At 46.3% G+C, this 15,944-nt stretch carries 17 protein-coding genes; 1 reads left to right on the top strand and 16 read right to left on the bottom strand.

The genetic code is table 11. The features are described 5' to 3' along the window. The first annotated feature begins 5 nt into the window (after window positions 1–5). Complete coding sequence (xerS, locus tag PRIO_RS17420; RefSeq protein WP_046503787.1) at window positions 6–1,076, top strand: tyrosine recombinase XerS; 1,071 nt, start codon at window positions 6–8, stop codon at window positions 1,074–1,076. Window positions 1,077–1,807: 731 nt separating this feature from the next. Here xerS and PRIO_RS17410 read toward each other — a convergent pair. From PRIO_RS17410 to PRIO_RS17335, 16 genes are all read right to left on the bottom strand, one after another. Beyond that, window positions 1,808–2,158 (bottom strand): hypothetical protein, encoded by a 351-nt coding sequence (locus PRIO_RS17410; protein ID WP_046503782.1) that lies wholly within the window; start codon window positions 2,156–2,158, stop codon window positions 1,808–1,810. Between the two features lie 392 nt (window positions 2,159–2,550). Beyond that, the gene (locus PRIO_RS17405; protein WP_046503780.1) at window positions 2,551–2,766 is read right to left on the bottom strand and encodes a hypothetical protein; all 216 of its coding nucleotides are present in this window, start codon (window positions 2,764–2,766) and stop codon (window positions 2,551–2,553) included. A 727-nt stretch (window positions 2,767–3,493) separates the two neighbouring features. Next, window positions 3,494–4,885 (bottom strand): glycoside-pentoside-hexuronide (GPH):cation symporter, encoded by a 1,392-nt coding sequence (locus PRIO_RS17400; protein WP_052741480.1) that lies wholly within the window; start codon window positions 4,883–4,885, stop codon window positions 3,494–3,496. Between the two features lie 233 nt (window positions 4,886–5,118). Further along, the gene (locus tag PRIO_RS17395; protein ID WP_020434274.1) at window positions 5,119–5,772 is read right to left on the bottom strand and encodes a GntR family transcriptional regulator; all 654 of its coding nucleotides are present in this window, start codon (window positions 5,770–5,772) and stop codon (window positions 5,119–5,121) included. A 36-nt stretch (window positions 5,773–5,808) separates the two neighbouring features. Further along, window positions 5,809–6,432, bottom strand: a complete 624-nt coding sequence (locus tag PRIO_RS17390) for a class II aldolase/adducin family protein (RefSeq protein WP_282705090.1) — start codon at window positions 6,430–6,432, stop codon at window positions 5,809–5,811. A gap of 25 nt (window positions 6,433–6,457) precedes the next feature. Next, window positions 6,458–7,867 (bottom strand): four-carbon acid sugar kinase family protein, encoded by a 1,410-nt coding sequence (locus tag PRIO_RS17385; protein WP_020434272.1) that lies wholly within the window; start codon window positions 7,865–7,867, stop codon window positions 6,458–6,460. Then, window positions 7,864–8,802 (bottom strand): TIM barrel protein, encoded by a 939-nt coding sequence (locus PRIO_RS17380; RefSeq protein WP_020434271.1) that lies wholly within the window; start codon window positions 8,800–8,802, stop codon window positions 7,864–7,866. The genes PRIO_RS17385 and PRIO_RS17380 overlap by 4 nt, the downstream gene beginning before the upstream one ends. 18 nt (window positions 8,803–8,820) lie before the next feature. Beyond that, on the bottom strand, window positions 8,821–9,849 hold the full coding sequence (locus PRIO_RS17375; protein WP_020434270.1) for a Gfo/Idh/MocA family protein: 1,029 nt from the start codon (window positions 9,847–9,849) through the stop codon (window positions 8,821–8,823). After that, window positions 9,828–10,961: an isocitrate/isopropylmalate dehydrogenase family protein gene (locus PRIO_RS17370; RefSeq protein WP_046503774.1), complete on the bottom strand. Its 1,134-nt coding sequence runs from the start codon at window positions 10,959–10,961 to the stop codon at window positions 9,828–9,830. The genes PRIO_RS17375 and PRIO_RS17370 overlap by 22 nt, the downstream gene beginning before the upstream one ends. Window positions 10,962–11,024: 63 nt before the next feature. Next, window positions 11,025–12,278, bottom strand: coding sequence for a hypothetical protein (locus tag PRIO_RS33965; protein ID WP_052741479.1), 1,254 nt, complete (start codon window positions 12,276–12,278; stop codon window positions 11,025–11,027). Window positions 12,279–12,340: 62 nt separating this feature from the next. Next, window positions 12,341–13,000, bottom strand: coding sequence for an amidohydrolase family protein (locus tag PRIO_RS17360; protein ID WP_167345637.1), 660 nt, complete (start codon window positions 12,998–13,000; stop codon window positions 12,341–12,343). A gap of 257 nt (window positions 13,001–13,257) precedes the next feature. Next, window positions 13,258–13,899, bottom strand: a complete 642-nt coding sequence (locus tag PRIO_RS17355; RefSeq protein ID WP_282705089.1) for a family 43 glycosylhydrolase — start codon at window positions 13,897–13,899, stop codon at window positions 13,258–13,260. A gap of 89 nt (window positions 13,900–13,988) precedes the next feature. Then, window positions 13,989–14,411, bottom strand: a complete 423-nt coding sequence (locus tag PRIO_RS17350) for a helix-turn-helix transcriptional regulator (protein WP_020434265.1) — start codon at window positions 14,409–14,411, stop codon at window positions 13,989–13,991. After that, window positions 14,401–14,721, bottom strand: coding sequence for a hypothetical protein (locus tag PRIO_RS17345; RefSeq protein WP_020434264.1), 321 nt, complete (start codon window positions 14,719–14,721; stop codon window positions 14,401–14,403). Before PRIO_RS17345 ends, PRIO_RS17350 begins: the two co-directional genes overlap by 11 nt. A gap of 30 nt (window positions 14,722–14,751) precedes the next feature. Further along, the gene (locus PRIO_RS17340; RefSeq protein WP_020434263.1) at window positions 14,752–15,210 is read right to left on the bottom strand and encodes a hypothetical protein; all 459 of its coding nucleotides are present in this window, start codon (window positions 15,208–15,210) and stop codon (window positions 14,752–14,754) included. Between the two features lie 93 nt (window positions 15,211–15,303). After that, window positions 15,304–15,669: a hypothetical protein gene (locus PRIO_RS17335; RefSeq protein ID WP_020434261.1), complete on the bottom strand. Its 366-nt coding sequence runs from the start codon at window positions 15,667–15,669 to the stop codon at window positions 15,304–15,306. Window positions 15,670–15,944 lie beyond the last annotated feature (275 nt).

Here is a 15,944-nt window from a genome sequence, read left to right as displayed (position 1 = left end):
CATATATGGATAAACAAATGAAAATGCACTACATGCAACGGATTGATGAAAAACTGTCTGATTTACCTTGGTATGTTACAGAATTTATCGATAGCAAAAAACGAACGTTATCTCCAACGACACTTCTTAACTACTGCCATGATTACATTATCTTTTTCGATTGGCTGATCGCTGAGAATCTAACTTCATCAATCCGGAAAGAAATACACTTAGAAACGCTGGAACGGTTAACCATTCGAGAAGTGGAAAATTTCCTGTCATTCCTGGATTATCAGCTTGGAAACAAGAAGCTTACGATTAACCGCAAATTGTCCTCGCTGAAATCGTTGTTTGATTACCTTCAGAATAAGGCTGAAACCAGCGACCTTAAACCATATATTCAACGAAATGTAATGGCCAAAATGGATTTAAATGCCGTCAAAGAAAGCCAGGAAACCATTGCAAACCGTATTGAAGGTAAAATTCTCAGAGAAGACGATTTTGAATTATTCAGGCAATTTGTAGCGTATGATTTTGGCGAAAAGTATAAGGATAACAAGCGGATTTATACGTTTCATCAGTTTAATCGTGAGCGCGACACAGCAATCGTTTCGCTGATATTAGGCTCAGGACTCCGATTGTCCGAGGTTGCAGGCATTAATATGGATGATCTGGATATGAATAAAGCTCTGGTACGCGTAATACGTAAAGGCGATAAAGAACAATATGTTTATTTTAGCAAACAGGCTTTACTGGATTTAGAAAGTTATCTGCAGATCAGAGAAACCAGATATGTACCAGAAAAACTTGAAAATTATCTGTTCATTGCAGCTCCTGTAGGCCGCAAAGGTAAAAGCCGGCGTTTGACACAGCGCTCAATTGAAAAACTGATTGAAAAGTATGCCGCAGCCTTTGGGAAACCTTCACTTACAGTTCATTCCCTGAGACATTCTTTTGCAACACGATATCATCTAGAGAATAACGATGTCCCGAAACTGAAAAATCAATTAGGGCATTCATCCATACAAACAACAATGATATACACACACTTAACAGATGAAGAGATGCGTAACGCTGTAAATAATATGGATCGTTAAACCCGCGGTGTTACGCGGTTTCTTAAACACATATTCACAAAACCCGTATTTTGTACATATGTCTTTGGCCTTGGCATGTGAACTTGCCTCCGGTCCGTTCGTCTGTTGATGTCGGAGGACAAGAACATAGTCCCTTGTAGGACAAGAACTTGGTCCCATTGCCGATAAATCCCCTATTTCGGCCACAAAAAAACAACTCACTCGAGTTGTTTTAATAATCATGCTTCTTTATATATGAACTAACGTAATTAATCAGTTCATAATTTTTTGGATATTCGATGGATATCGGTGCCGGTACGTAGGATTTCATATTTGAAATAGCTCTCTTTTTTCTTAAGCTATAATTTGGGCATTCATATTCAATGTTTTTTTGGTCGATTGTATTCTCATCTAGTACATCATGAGGTTTATTCTTTTAGCACTCAAAACATTAACCTCTTGATATCTAAATGCAATTTTGAAGTTAGCTTTTGTGTCCATGAGTATCTTATCCCAGTTGGTATTTTTCTTATCATTAACTAAAATATCTTCTGAATATTTTAGACACTCGTAAAAAAATATTAGACTAAATCGATATGTCCATTGTTCTTGGATCCACTCCAATGTATCCTTATTTATCTTTTCCCCATTATTCTTTAGTACATATTCTTCCAATAATAATTTTATGTCATCAGTTATTGCACTTGTAAGCAGCTCGTAACCATATCGTCCTCCACTTCGGGCTACATCATTTATTCGAATATCTGAAGATAAAAACGTTCAGTTTTTAAAAGGGTTTTACGCCAGTTGACATTGGCATAAGCGTATGGACAAATATCAGGGAAGTCTTCCCCATCATTTTTTAGTAGCTGCCAAAATTGTTTTATGCAATTAGAGTGTTTCCATAATACGTTCTTTCTTATGTGTCGATCCACAGTCTGGAAGGTATCAACATTATTATAGTAAAGCTCTTTATTAAATTGAGTTGAATAATAAAAATCATCAATAGATATTTTATTATTTTCTTTTGTGAAAGTTTTTTTAGCTAGATAAGGATGAAAAACAGATAGTATATTTAGATTCCCGAATTCAGGTAGAATCAAAATTCTTCCGTCCTCCTGATTGGTGTTTGATAACGATAACCAATGTAATGTTGCAGAATCCACTATCTTAAATTTTGTGTCCCAATTTTCCCAGAGTGTACTAGAAAAATCAGCGAATTCAAAGCCGCATTTACAGGAAAAAGCGTTTCCGAAAAATCTGTTGGAAAATACAAACGGTATATTTTTTTTACACCGTGCACAGGTATCTTCTAATTTTACATTGTGAAAAGGACAATGTTCCAAGAGTTTAAATTGATGTAACCAACTATGATGTCCGTAAGATATGCATTGGTTACACCAGCGTAAGTGTTTCGAAAACCAAGATGTATTTGGGAATCTATTACTGTGTAGAGGTTTAGTTAGTGATTGTATTGATTATTGAGTAAGCTTAACTAAGTGGAACGGATCGAGTCCATACGCTGGCTTAACAGTGAATTGACCTGCTCCAGCTCTGACAACGAGGCTTCGCTAAGCTTCGCTGAGATCAGCCGGGAGGTGGAGTAATACATAACGATGCTGAGCATACTCATCAGCAATAAAATAAACAAACTTAGCAGCACAACTAGTGTAGGCTGTAATTTACGTCTCTTAAACCATCCAATACGCATAAGCTCCTCCTCCGTTTTCAAAAATGATGGTATATAGAATAACAACTCTATATCAGAACATCTAATTTTAATTGATTACATAAAAAATAAAGCACCCCACCCTGCAAAGGGAAGAATGCATTAGTTGTCAGTGCTTATATCTCTTTCATTATAAAGTAGAACGATTCAAATACATATAATACACTTCAATGAAATAAACATACTTCACGGTTGATTAGTACTCCCTCAACATATTTTCAATTTCTAGCTTTACCCTCAAACGAAATGATTTCGGTTCCAGCACTTGAGCCTGTGTACGGTGTTCCAAGTCTGGAAGTATACGTATGCTTCTAAGTATTCTTTTTGCTTCGCTTCGGATCTTTTCGGGTAAAATAGCTTCAATTTTATTATGAGACAGTTGAGCATTTCTGGCATAATGATTATCAAAGCGAAGCTCTATAAAATGGATCCAATGGATGGGCAGTGATATAAAGTCTTTTCATAGACTATTTCCTCCAGCATTTATTATTCAGGTCAACAACTAGTACGACTCTCGCTGCAATTGGTATTTCATTCATCTAACCTGAAATAAGAATACTAGAGCACTGCTGACAACGTAATGTCAGTAGTGTTTTGAGTAAAACTGCTTAATTAAGAAGATTCCAAGTCTGTCGTTCCCAAATAATAAAGGAGCAGTACTCTTATGGAATACTGCTCCAAGTTTTTAATTTTCTTTTTTACAACTGACTTAATTTTTGCTGATCCGTCTTGCCTCCAGTTCCGCTACAATCTCAGCATGCGGCTTTTCCCACTTATAAACGAATACCATCACAAGAATCGCTACTGCACCTAGGATAACAGGCAGCCAGATATAACTTAAAGCGATCATCCGAAGGGCTTCAGGGGTTTGCTGCTGCTTGGCTACGTAACCTCCCGCAGCAAGCAGCCATACCGGAATGGCGCTACCAAGACCCGAGCCTAGCTTGTTGGCCACCCCGGAAGCGGACATCAGAATGCCTGGCGCCCGGACACCGGATTTCCACTCCCCGTAATCAACAGTATCCGCCTTCAAAACAAACAGCAAGCCTGAAGGCAAACCCATTCCGACTGAACCGACAATGGTCCCAATAATGATCAGGGCTACATTTGACCCAGCCATGAAGATTATTAACTGACCCACAATATTAATGGCAAGTCCGGTAATCACAAGTGACTTCTTGCTAAACTTCTTGGTTAAGAAAGGCACCGCCAGTATACCTAAAAGTGAGCTCATCGCAATGGTATTAACGGTAGATATAATCTCCGGCTTTTCAATGTAATATGTCATGTAATAAATAGCTGCCGATAGTCTCATGATGAACATCGTGTACATCGTAATCCCGAATAGGCAGATTCCAATCCACGGAAGGTTACCTTTAATCGCTTTAATACCCTCTTTTACTGGGATAGCCTCATTTCCAGACACGCCCTGTACACGCTCTCTAGTATTGAAAAAGGTGATAAAGAACAGTACCAGAGCAGTAAGCGAGAATATAATCATCGCATAGAAAAAGCCTTTTCGGTCATCACCAGCACCCAGATATGCAACAAGCGGCAGAAGTGTCAGGTTCACAATTAATCCGCCAATCTGTCCTCCGAACATCCGGAATGTGTTGGCTACCGTTTTTTCTTGGATGTTGCTGGTCATGCTTGGCAGCATCGTCTGCAGAGGGTTGTTTACCGCCGCATATAACACGTTGGCTGCAATATAGAAGATGTATGCATAAGCCATTTTACCGGAAGCACTGAGCTCAGGTCCCATAAACAACAGGATGGACACGATTGAGAACGGTATACATGACCATAAAATCCAGGGACGGGACTTGCCCCATCGGGTGTTCGTTTTATCAATCAGAATTCCGAGAATCGGGCTATCAATCATATCCACCAGCCGGGCAATCAGCATCAGCGTACCAACAGCAGCCGCTCCGATTCCGTAAATATCTGTAAAGTAAAAGGTCAGATACGTAGTGATTACTGTGTAGATCAAGTTTGAGCCGGTATCACCAAGACCGTAGCTGATTTTTTCTAGGAGGGGGATTTTTTGATTACTGTTCATAGTCTGTGATCCGGCCAGCCCGTCATTTACCTTTACTCCCATTGCTTTCACTCCCTGAATTGTAGTTAAAGCGTTTACATTTTCAATAAATACGAACGCCTCGAAAAAGCATCCGTTACAGGAAAATTTTTCTTAAATAGTACATCTATATTGTTGTTATATGACGTTTAAAAGAATTCTTCTCTGGCATTTGTTGCCTGCAGACTTTTCCCTTAATAACGGTTAATTTAAGAAAGCTGCAGACAACAGCGGCCGGAAACCAAGTTTCGCTGAAATTAAAAATGAATAGAAGAATCTCCTGATCTCAGGACAGCAATCGTAGCTCGGATATGATTTCTCATTAATTCCTCGGCCAGGTCGCCGTCACGCTTCTCAATTGCATCAATAATCGCCATATGCTCGGGATAGGTCTCATCCGGTGAACGGTAGAGGCCCTGTGTGAGACTAGTCTGGATCACCTTGAAAGACTCCAGCGACTTGGAAAGATGAAAGTCCTGAATTTCGGAGGCAATCAAGTTATGAAATTTCTTATCGGCCAGATAGTAGGCATCCTTGTCCTGATCCTGTCTTTTCTGGTATGCGCTTTGGAAAATAGCCCGCATGTAGATGATTTTCTCCTCTTCAATTACCGGTGCAATCAGCCGGCAGGCCAGGCCTTCCAGTACAGCACGCAGCTCAAATACAGAGATCATATCGTCCAGTGTAAAGCTTTTTGCATACCAGCCCTTTGAGGTTCTATACAGGAGTCCTTCCATTTCAAGCTCTGCCATTGCCTTGCGCAAAGGAGTACGGCTCACGCCAAGCGTCTCCGTCAGCTGGTTCTGAATAATCAGCTGATCCGGCTGAAATTCTCCGTTGATAATCATTTCACGCAGCCGCAGGTAAACGGCCTGATCCAGAGTATCCTTTACTATCCCTAAGTTGTTCATGCTCTCATCCTTCTGTTTTAAATGGTTGCCCTCATATTACCATAAACGGCTGGGCTTGTATCCGGAATGCTGGAGAAAATCCTGTTGAGTCTCCGGTTTTAAAACAGTTGGGGTTAAGCCGGTCATTTGCATAGTGGCAGCCATCCTGCAGGTCATTTCGATCGTTTCAAGACCCATCCGCGCTTCCTTCATTGAAGAATCGAATACAATAATACCGTGATTTTTTAGAATAATAACATTTGCTTCCTTGGCCTTCTCCCGGACGGCTTCTCCCAGCTCCCGGCTGCCCGGATGGTAATAATCCACATAAGCAATACGCTCCGCGTAATACATGCTCTCGACAAACAGCTTGCTTTCAATCTGCAGGTCTGAGCATGCAGCAAGCGTCGTCCAGAACGGAGAAGCATGAATAATAAATCCGGCATCGGGACGTGCCTCATAGATTGCGGCATGCATCGGAATTTCTTTGGAAGGCCGCTTTCCGGCGGCATCATATTCCCCGGAGGAAATGTTCACCCGGACCAGATCACCATCCTCCAGATGTCCCATGTAGGTGCCGGACCCTGTAATCAGCATGGAATCAGCATCCACACGACTGCTTATATTCCCCGAGTTTCCCCAAGCCAGTCCGTAATGCATCATATACTGCCCGACATCGATAACTTCTTGCCCTTGTTCTGACGTACTAATCGTTATCCCTCCTTTTTATCTGTTCTTGGGTCACCATTTGCTTTTTTACTCTTAAAAAGTAATCCTCTTGTCCGAGCTGTCCTCCCTTGAGGGCCAGCTCAAGTCCGTTAACAAGGGAATCACTGGAGTAACACAGGTTGAGCGGTGCCCCTGGTGCAACCGGTACGGCGATCTCCATAGCAGATATGCCAAGCTCCTTGGTCGCGAAACCTGATGTGTCTCCGCCGGCAACAACAAATCTTCTGGTTCTGCTACGCATGATGATTTCCTTCATGATGCGCCCCAGCAGTTGTCCGAGCAGTTGCCCGCTCATATCCGGCAGGATGCCGGCTGCAGCCAGCTTCTCCTTCATGGCTGAAATTGCAGGATCTTTCGGGCCTTTAGCTGTATAAAAAATAATGTCACAGCCATTCTGCAGTGCTTCATCGGCTGAGCCCAACAGCTTCTCCATTGCCGCTTCTGCAGTGTCTGGATTTAAAAACTCCGGAAGTGGAAGCCGGACCGATATGAAGCCTTCCTGCTCTGCCACTTCAATCTGCCGTCTCGTAGTGTCGGAAGCGCTGCCGGAAAGGACAACAATCGGCTCAGCTGCTTCCGCTATTACATGGTTAGCAGTATAATCCGGGAGCTCACGCTTTAAACCGGATGTTGATTGCCACACCTCAGCCAGTGCAAATTCCACTCCGGAGGAACCGACTACAAAGAGCGGAGTATCCGCCGCCTGGGCCATTACCCATAGCAGCTTTCCGGAAGCCAATGTATCCCTGCGGCCCAGTGAATCGAACAATACGACCGGTTCCTCTTTACCGGAAAAAGTCTGCCAGACTTCTTCTTCATCACCTTCAAGCTCAAGCACCGACATTAAGCCTACCGGCAGCTCAGTCTGCCGGCCGAGATGCAGCCGGAGATCGGCTTCATCCATTGGAGTTGCCGGATGGACAGACATAATGGGATGACGGTCCAGGCGGTGAATGGTCCCACCGGCAGCCGCAAAGTGCTGGCCAAAGACAGTGTACCGGGATAATGGAGGAGCACCCGCCAGAACAGGTATCACTTGCTGGTTGCTGAACATTCTTTTCCCGATATCAATAACGCGTCCTATGCTGCCAATCTCCGGTGCTGAGTCGAACGTGGAGCACACTTTGTAATGAATAACAGACGGCTGATAAGCAAGTAGCTGCTCAAAAATCGGAGCAAGCTCCTCCTCCAGCTTCCCGCTTGGCAGAGACCGGCTGATTCCGGCTATGCCGATGCAGTCCACATCCGGATAATTCCGCTTTAGCTCCTCCGGATTAGGAGGCTCGAGGAATAATACCGTTCGGTACCCGCGCGTGGCCAGCATTTCCATCGCATCCGTGGAACCGGTGAAATCGTCGCCGTAAAAAGCCAGCCGGAGATGCTTCATATAAGATCACCAGCCTTTGGGGACCGGGTCTCAACGGCTTGAAGCGCTTTAAGCAGTGTCCGCTTTGCACCGGCAATCAGCAGACCCGGATCTTCATCCACCGCTGTGATGATTTCAATGCCGAGACCGGCTATACGGTCAGATGACAAATAACCGGCTGATATGAGAGCTTGCAGGAAACGGGCAACCTCAGGCACATCGTGGCAGCCGCCGGGATAACCGAAGTACGGATGTTTGTCTCCGTACCGCTCGTCCTCGGGGTTAGTACAGCAATTCCCGATGTGCACATGCCCTAACCAGGCTTGCGTATTAGATACCGTATCTTCGATGGTTTCTCCCAGCAGCGGTACATGGCTCAAATCGGCAAGCAGAGCAAGATGTGTAGTTCTCCCTGCAAGCTGCTGCATTAGTTTGTCAGCCATTCTGCTGTCTCCGAATAACCGTTTTTTGTCTACGGCCGTATCGAATAATTCCAGATCAAGCTTCAGCTTACGTTCTGCTGCCGCCTGGTCCAGCAGCAGCAGTGAATCGCTGAGCCGGTCAAGCTGCGGCTGCAGCTGGGCCTGAGGATCTTCCGGGCCGCTGATTACAGTGACCCGGTCTGCTCCTGATTCGAGCGCATCATCCATCGCCGCGATAAGAGCTTTTATCGCAAGCTCCCGCTCTGCTTGATCAGCAGACTGAAGATTATAGCCCTGACCAAAAATCAGCGGCTGAAGCAGATAGCTTGCTTTCATATTCGTTACACGCAGCCATTCCGCAAACCGCCGTCTGCGCTGCGGATTAGCAATCGGGGCGACTTCGATCCGTCCGAAGAATGAATCTTCCAGTACCAGACGGACGGAACGCTCCCATACCTGCTCATCAGTAGCGGCAGCCGGCCAGAGCCCGGGATGCACCAGACTTATCTCCAGCTGTTCTCTCCAGTTGATCATAGGCACCTCCTGCTCCTCCTATACAATAGATATGGCTTTTTGTTCCTTGGCCGATTGGTAACAGGCGTATACGATCCGCTGGGAGATCATATACTTCTCTCCTTCAGTCTCGAAATAGTTGCTGTCACCTGAATGCAGCCCGTCAATGAAATGCTGATGGGTGGAAATAACACTGCCGCCTTTCCAGCCGTCTGGAATAGTGTAGATATGTTCCTGCTCGGTTCCTCCGCGCAAAGTAATGAAGATTCGTCCGTCTTCATCCAGCCGCAGATTGCCAAGCTCAGCTTCCAGCGTCATTTTTCCATAAGCCGGCGGGCGGATCTCAGCGTTATACACGGTGCGGTTGGCATCATAAATACCTGTCATCCCGCTGACGAAGGTGAACAGCACCGTTGCCGCATCCTCTCCCTTGACGAGCGGATTCCATGTTCTCAGCTGGCAGTACACGCTTGCAATTTCGCCGAATAAGTACCGGAACGTATCAATCCAGTGTATTCCAGTTTCATAGAGCAGAAACTTCTCCATATCTTTGAAGTAAGGCTGCAGCGGATATGGGGAGTCGCCATATCCGTCACCTGGACGCATTGCAAAATATACCTGAAACAGGCGCCCCAGCCGACCTGAGTCGATAATACTTCGGATTTCTCTATACCAGCCCTGCCAGCGCCAGTTCTCGTTGATCATAACTGGCACGCCCTTATCTCTGCAGTAGCGAACGAGTTCCTCACTTTCCTCCTGTGTAGGCGCAACAGGCTTCTGGCACAGGACAGCAATCCCCCGGTCTGCAGCAATCCGGGCGTATTCTAAGTGTGAATCAGGCGGAGTACAAATATCAAGGAAGTCCGGGTTTAAGCTGTCGATCAGCTGATGGATCTCAGTATCTGCCCCCCAGCTCTGGATCTGATAAGCCTCGGCCAGCTTTCTGGCTCCTTCAACATCCCTGCTGACGACCGCTATAATCCCGCCGCCCTGAACCTCTGCCCACGCCTCCAGCTGGATGTGGGCAAAATGGCCCGAGCCGACAATTATTCCTTGGAGCTGCTCCATGCTTCTGCCCCCTCATGCTGCTTGGTCAATGCCTGCACTACTGCATCTCCCACCTCTGATGTGGAAGATTTGCCGCCGATATCTCCGGTGCGGATGGTGCCTTCTTTCAAGACTGCTGCTACTGCCGCTTCGATGTCCTTGCCTGCCTGAATCAGGGCGTTATCCTGATGCTGTTCACCTAACCAATCGAGCATCATGCCGCCGGAGAGGATTGTTGCAATCGGATTGGCAATCTGTTTGCCGGCAATTCCCGGCGCCGAGCCGTGCGATGGCTGGAACATAGCGTGACGGTCACCGATATCGCCGGAAGGCGCCAGCCCAAGTCCGCCGATAGTGGCGGAAGAGAGGTCGGACAGGATATCCGCGAACATATTTTCCGCAACAAGCACATCGTATTGGGCAGGCTGAATGACCTGGTAGAAGGCCATCGCATCTACATAAGCATAATCCTTTGCGATATCAGGATAGTTGGCTGCTACTTCATCATAGATTTTACGGAAATAAGCATAAGAGCTTAATACATTGGCTTTATCAACACAGGTGACCATTGATTTACCGTCAGCAGCACGGCCTTTGCGCTTCGCTGCCAGCCTAAAGGCATAGTCAACAATTTTCTGCGTACCAGTTCTGGTGATGATAATCGTATCGGTTGCAATCTCATCACGGACATTACAGCCACCGGTTCGCGAGGCATACAGGCCTTCGATATTTTCCCGGACGACTACATAATCGATACCTTTTTCCTGTTCCCGGAGCGGTCCCGGAACCCCTTCATACAGCTTCACCGGACGCACACCCGCATACAGATCAAGGTCAAACCGCAGCCGGAAAATAACATCTCCATTCACTTCACGACCGTCAGGATGGCGGGCTTCAAACAGGCCGATGGCCCCCATTAGCATAGCGTCAGCCGCTTTAGCCTGACCGAACTGCTCCTCGGTCATCGCCTTTCCCATCTGCAGAAATTGGCCGGAGCTTGCACCGTTCTGTTCAAAGTCAAGATCAAACGAGCCATAGTTCCGCTGTACAGCGCGTAATACTTTTAATGCTTCCTCAGTAACCTCAGGTCCGATTCCGTCTCCAGCCAGTACAGAAATATTGTATCTGCTCATTATCCAGTTCTCCTCGTCTCCAAATATAGTCGTTATTTATTCTATATAGATAATTCTCATCTATTAAAGGTGTACGATCTTCTCCAGCACCTCTCCGGATTTCAGGTGAATGACTGCTTTCCACTCCTTGTCTCCCGGCTGTTCAAGCACCGGACTCTGATACCAGTTGAATACAAAGTTAATGAAGAAAGGCTCATCATAGCCCAGATGCTCCAACTCATCGTTACGGTAGAACTCTACATAATCAATCGTCTCCGGATATACACTGGCGAGCCGTATCCATCTTTTGCCGTCAACGGTAATTTCCTTTTCCAGACCCTGTAAATAATATTGTTCTTCAAAAGGAATCTCCGGCAGCGTAATACCAATCGTTTTGGCCATTCGGTAGGCGAAAAACCGGTCTTCCCCTTCCGTAATCCCCCAGTCTGTAGGCGGCTCCTGCTTGGTCAGGTTGTTGTAATAACCCCAGGAGGTATGCTCACGGAAGGCTACCTCCAGATTGCCCAGCGCCTGTGAATCCTCATTGCAGAGGATCGGCTTATCCGGAGCCAAGCTCCGCAGCTGACGGACATCGTTGTAATACTGCTGACGGGTCCGTCCGTTCCCGTGATAAAAGACAATATCGCTCTCCTCCGCAATCTGCTCACTGATCCCCGGTGCAGTGGAGCTGCAGCCGACCAGCATACCGCCAGATTCCTGCTTCGCCATTTCCATCAGCGTCACAATGCCTTCCGGAAACTCCAGAAGAGAATGCTTTTTGGTCAGATCATGCTCATTGGCGATTTCGATAATAACGTTGGTGTATCCGCCTTGTTTGAGGAACCGTGAAGCTGCACGGGTTGCCTCCAGCACTGCCCGCCCGTTACGCAGCCGCTCTGCCTGAAAGAAATAGAAGAAGCACACGATAACGACCATGCCAATTTCATCCGCCGCACGGATCAAGCGGTCCAGCCGGGCTGCATAGGCCGGATCGAAGACCGTGCCATCCTCATCGAAAGGATTATTGTTCAGCTTCTCATTGAATAATGTAAAACAAGGTCCGCCGCCCTGAAGTCCTACCGTAAAGGCGCGCAGGCCGTGCGCGTACCATTCCGGGAGCGCTGCGATCAGATCATCGGTGTTCTGCTCTGGATCAAAGGTTCGCCCGAACCGGTTGAACCGCTCCGGCTGCTCGCTGTCATCGAAAATTCCTTGAATAAATCTTGCGTTCATCAGCAAGCCGTGGGCTTCAGGTCGGCTGTCCTGAATTTCTTCATATACTTTTTTACCGTTAATATAAAAATCTGTGCCTGCGATGCTTAGTACGGTTTTGCCCATTACGTACACTCCCTGCTGCCGGAACCGGCATTAGTATGGATGAATCGATTTGCACACTGCTTTTAAAGCTCTTCCAGCTTGAAAATCCGCTTTGGATTGTTATAAAAAATCGCTTCCAATTGTTCGTCGCTCAAGCCAATGTTGTTATACTTCGCCAGCTCCACCGGAAGATTGCTGATGTGATCGGAGCCCATAATGATTTTCTCCAGCCCCACCTGATCGATCATCTTCCGTGTCATATAAGTCTGGCACCAGGAAGGCTCAAGATAAATGTTATCACAGTGCTTGGCTGCGACTATCGCCTCATCCGCATATACTGCAAAGCCTGCATGACACAGTATAAAGGATACTCCGGGATAACGCTTGGCCGGGTCAATCATCAATGATGGCAGTGAGAACGGATTTCCCGTCCCGGTATGCACCAGTACCGGAACCTGATGCAGCTCAGCCAGCTCATAGATTTTGTTGCAGAGCTTGGATAACGGGCTGATATTGTGCCCCAGCGGATGCAGCTTGATCGCTACGAACCCGAGCTCTTTAATACAGCGCTCTACTTCTGCCACATAAATATCTTCGGCCAGCCATGGGTCCAGACTGGTCATCCCGTAAATCCGCTGCGGATACTTCGTCATCATGTCGCCGATTCGGCTATGAACCTCAAAGACATTATCCAATGTCGGCTGCGGCATGACCAGCCCGGCTGCAATTCCAAACCTATCCATTGCCTGCATCAAATCCTCTTCCGTTGTACTGACTCCCGAAAATTTAGAAACACCTAGATGCATGTGAGTATCGATGATTTTAATGAGTAATCACCTCTTCGATGTTAACTGTATACGTTGTATACAGTGTATACAACGTATATTAATCGCTTACAAGACGATTGTCAAACGTTTTTGTGCAATAAAAAAGAAGATTGTCGTTACCCAGTCTTCTCGACTTGGGTAACGACAATCTTCTGGCGGCTATGCTTATGCGGTTACTGCCTGGATTTTATCCCGTAAAACTCATCCTTCCATTTCACGGTCAACAAACCCTTTTCAGACGTAACCGGTAAGATACTATAACCTGATCCCTGCAGATTATGAGGCACCCAATGATCCAGCATCAGGTACGGCTGACCATTCACATAAAATATATAAGTGCTTTGTCCGAAAAAGGTCTGCCGGTAATTCGGGCCTTCGCAGGGATTATCAATAAGCCTCCATGAATTGAACAAATATTCCGATTCCGCATACAAGGCGCTATTAGGTTCCCACCCCGTACAACCGGAGGTGATCATATAATACTTCTCGTCCCTCTTCATCAATGCAGGTGCCTCTCGCATCTGATCCTCCAGAACGGGAAACGTCAATCCGGTCACATCACAATAGTCATCTGTTAATTCGGAAATATAGAGGGTCCGGTTATAGTTGGCGCTGTGCACTAAATACACCTTACCATCCGTATCCTGAAAAAGTGTCATATCCCGGCTGTCCAGACGGTTCGGCTTTTTGGCGTGCAGGAATGAGAAAGGGCCCTGCGGGGTGTCTGATACGGCAACTCCGGCTCCCGCATAGGTCCGGGTAGGATTGTCCAAATGCATCCACATGACAAATTTGCCCGTCCGCTCACAGTAAATAACCTTTGGGCGTTCACAAATCTGACTCGGATCCAGATAAGGATGATCCTATACAGCCGAAAGCGCAAGTCCTTCATAAGTCCAGTCCACTAAATCAGCAGAGGAATAGCTATATCAGAAATTTTCATATCCGTTTCCAGCAGCCAGCGCTTGGCAATTCCAAGCCGGTAATTGGATACGTATTCGCTGAAGTTTACCCCTGCTTCTTTCCGGAAAACCGTCTTCAGATAATTGGGGTGGTAATTCAGACGCGAGGCGCACACATCCAAGGTCAGCTCCACATCATATTCCTTATGGATAATTTCCATCATCCGTTCAGAGATATTCTTGTTCTGGCTCTCCAGCTTCTCATGAAAAGCACTGGCCATAGGGGCGATGACCCTTTCCATCAAACAGTCTTCAATCTCGCTGACCGTTTTCAGCCGGGATATTTCATCAAAGAGATGAAACTGCCCATAAGCAGCCCGGCTATCCCCCGCCTGCTGCAACTCTCTGACCAGATTAATGAGCAACTAGCCGGGTTCCTTTGAGTGTATCAATCTGAACGGTTAGAACACAGTTCCATTCTCCGGAAGAGACATACTGCAGCTGGTCCAGCTTTTCATTAATCTCACTTGGCTTCAATTGTCCAAGGAGCAGCTTTCTGATGAAATATTCCTTTAACTGGCGGGTTTGTCCCTGAAGCTGAACAGTCAGCCGGGTTCGCGAGGTACGGAGGATATCCAAATGGTCACCGATGATCTGAAATTCATCATCCCTGCCGCCGGCGGCGGGCTTGTCCTTAGACACCTCTGCTTTGGCTGCTTCAATAATCCGCCGCACCGGCACATACACCCGGTTAGAGAAAATAAGCTAAAACACGATCATAAATGCAAAAATGCCAATAGATATGTAGACGGTGTACCAGCGGATTGCTTTAACTTCCCTCGTAATATCGTTAATAGATACAACTGACAGATATGTCCAGCCATTATAGGAGGATTTCCGATAGGTCACTCCGGTCAGCACATCGTCAAGATGCAGAGCGAATTTACCGTTCAGTTCTGTTTCTAGTTGGAGAAAGTCTACTACATTCTGCAGTCCCCCTGTGCTATAACCTTCCAGTTGAATAAGCGGGTTACCCTGGTTATCCAGAATAACAGTCCGGCCGTCATCCGTTACAGGCATCAGATTCTTCAGCCGGGCAGCAGGCAATTTGACTATAGCCAGCCCCACATTATTCGCCAGTGTATTAATCGGCAGCTTCTTGAGCAAGGCTATACTATCCGTTGCTGCGGTTACGCCATTCTGAACAGGTACTTCCCGGCTCATGCTAACCCACTTTGAAACAGAAGAGATGGCTTCCAGCTCTTCCAGCCCCGGGTATTCCTCCCATCCGGTAAAGCCGCTGTTGGATATTTTCCATTAATACCCGGTCTGCAACAGTTCAACCTCCTGGATGCCGAGATCATAGGTTTGCAGGCAGTGCAATGACTCTGTCAAATCCGCAATACCCATGTAATCCATGGTGGATAAATTCATATGAATGGATTCTTTTACAAGCGGAGAATTGATAAATTGGATAATCGAATTGTCTATCATCTGCAGAATCTGTTCTACCTTCAATTGAGTCTGGGTCATCGTCTGCATAGAGCCTTCATTCACTTTTTCCTGAACAATGCTCCCCGTTTTCAGATAGGACAAGCTCCCCAGAACGATGACGGGGATGGTGCCCAGGAGAATACTGAAGAGCATCAGCCTGGCCAGAAATGCTGACTTAAATATGTGCATAAGATTCCCTTCCTCATGTCCGTCATTTTCGCTTCCTACATCTTAACAAGGTCCAAATTTCCGGACAAGCGCTTTCATCAAAAAGGAAAAAACCACTCCTGTTAAGTGGTCTCCCCCCCTTTATTCACTTACCGCTGCTACTTCTTGTACTGTACCATGAATTCTTCAATAATTTTATCCCCTCCGCGCTCTCTCCATGTGCTGACCGCATTTTCAAATGCCGCTTCGTCAATTTCACCCATAATGTACTTTACAGAAGCATCGGTGATCAGTTT

This window comes from Paenibacillus riograndensis SBR5, from assembly GCF_000981585.1.
Classification (GTDB): domain Bacteria; phylum Bacillota; class Bacilli; order Paenibacillales; family Paenibacillaceae; genus Paenibacillus_AQ; species Paenibacillus_AQ riograndensis.
The sequence above is the reverse complement of the archived record's forward strand: the minus strand, read 5'-3'. Positions and strand labels throughout refer to the sequence as shown.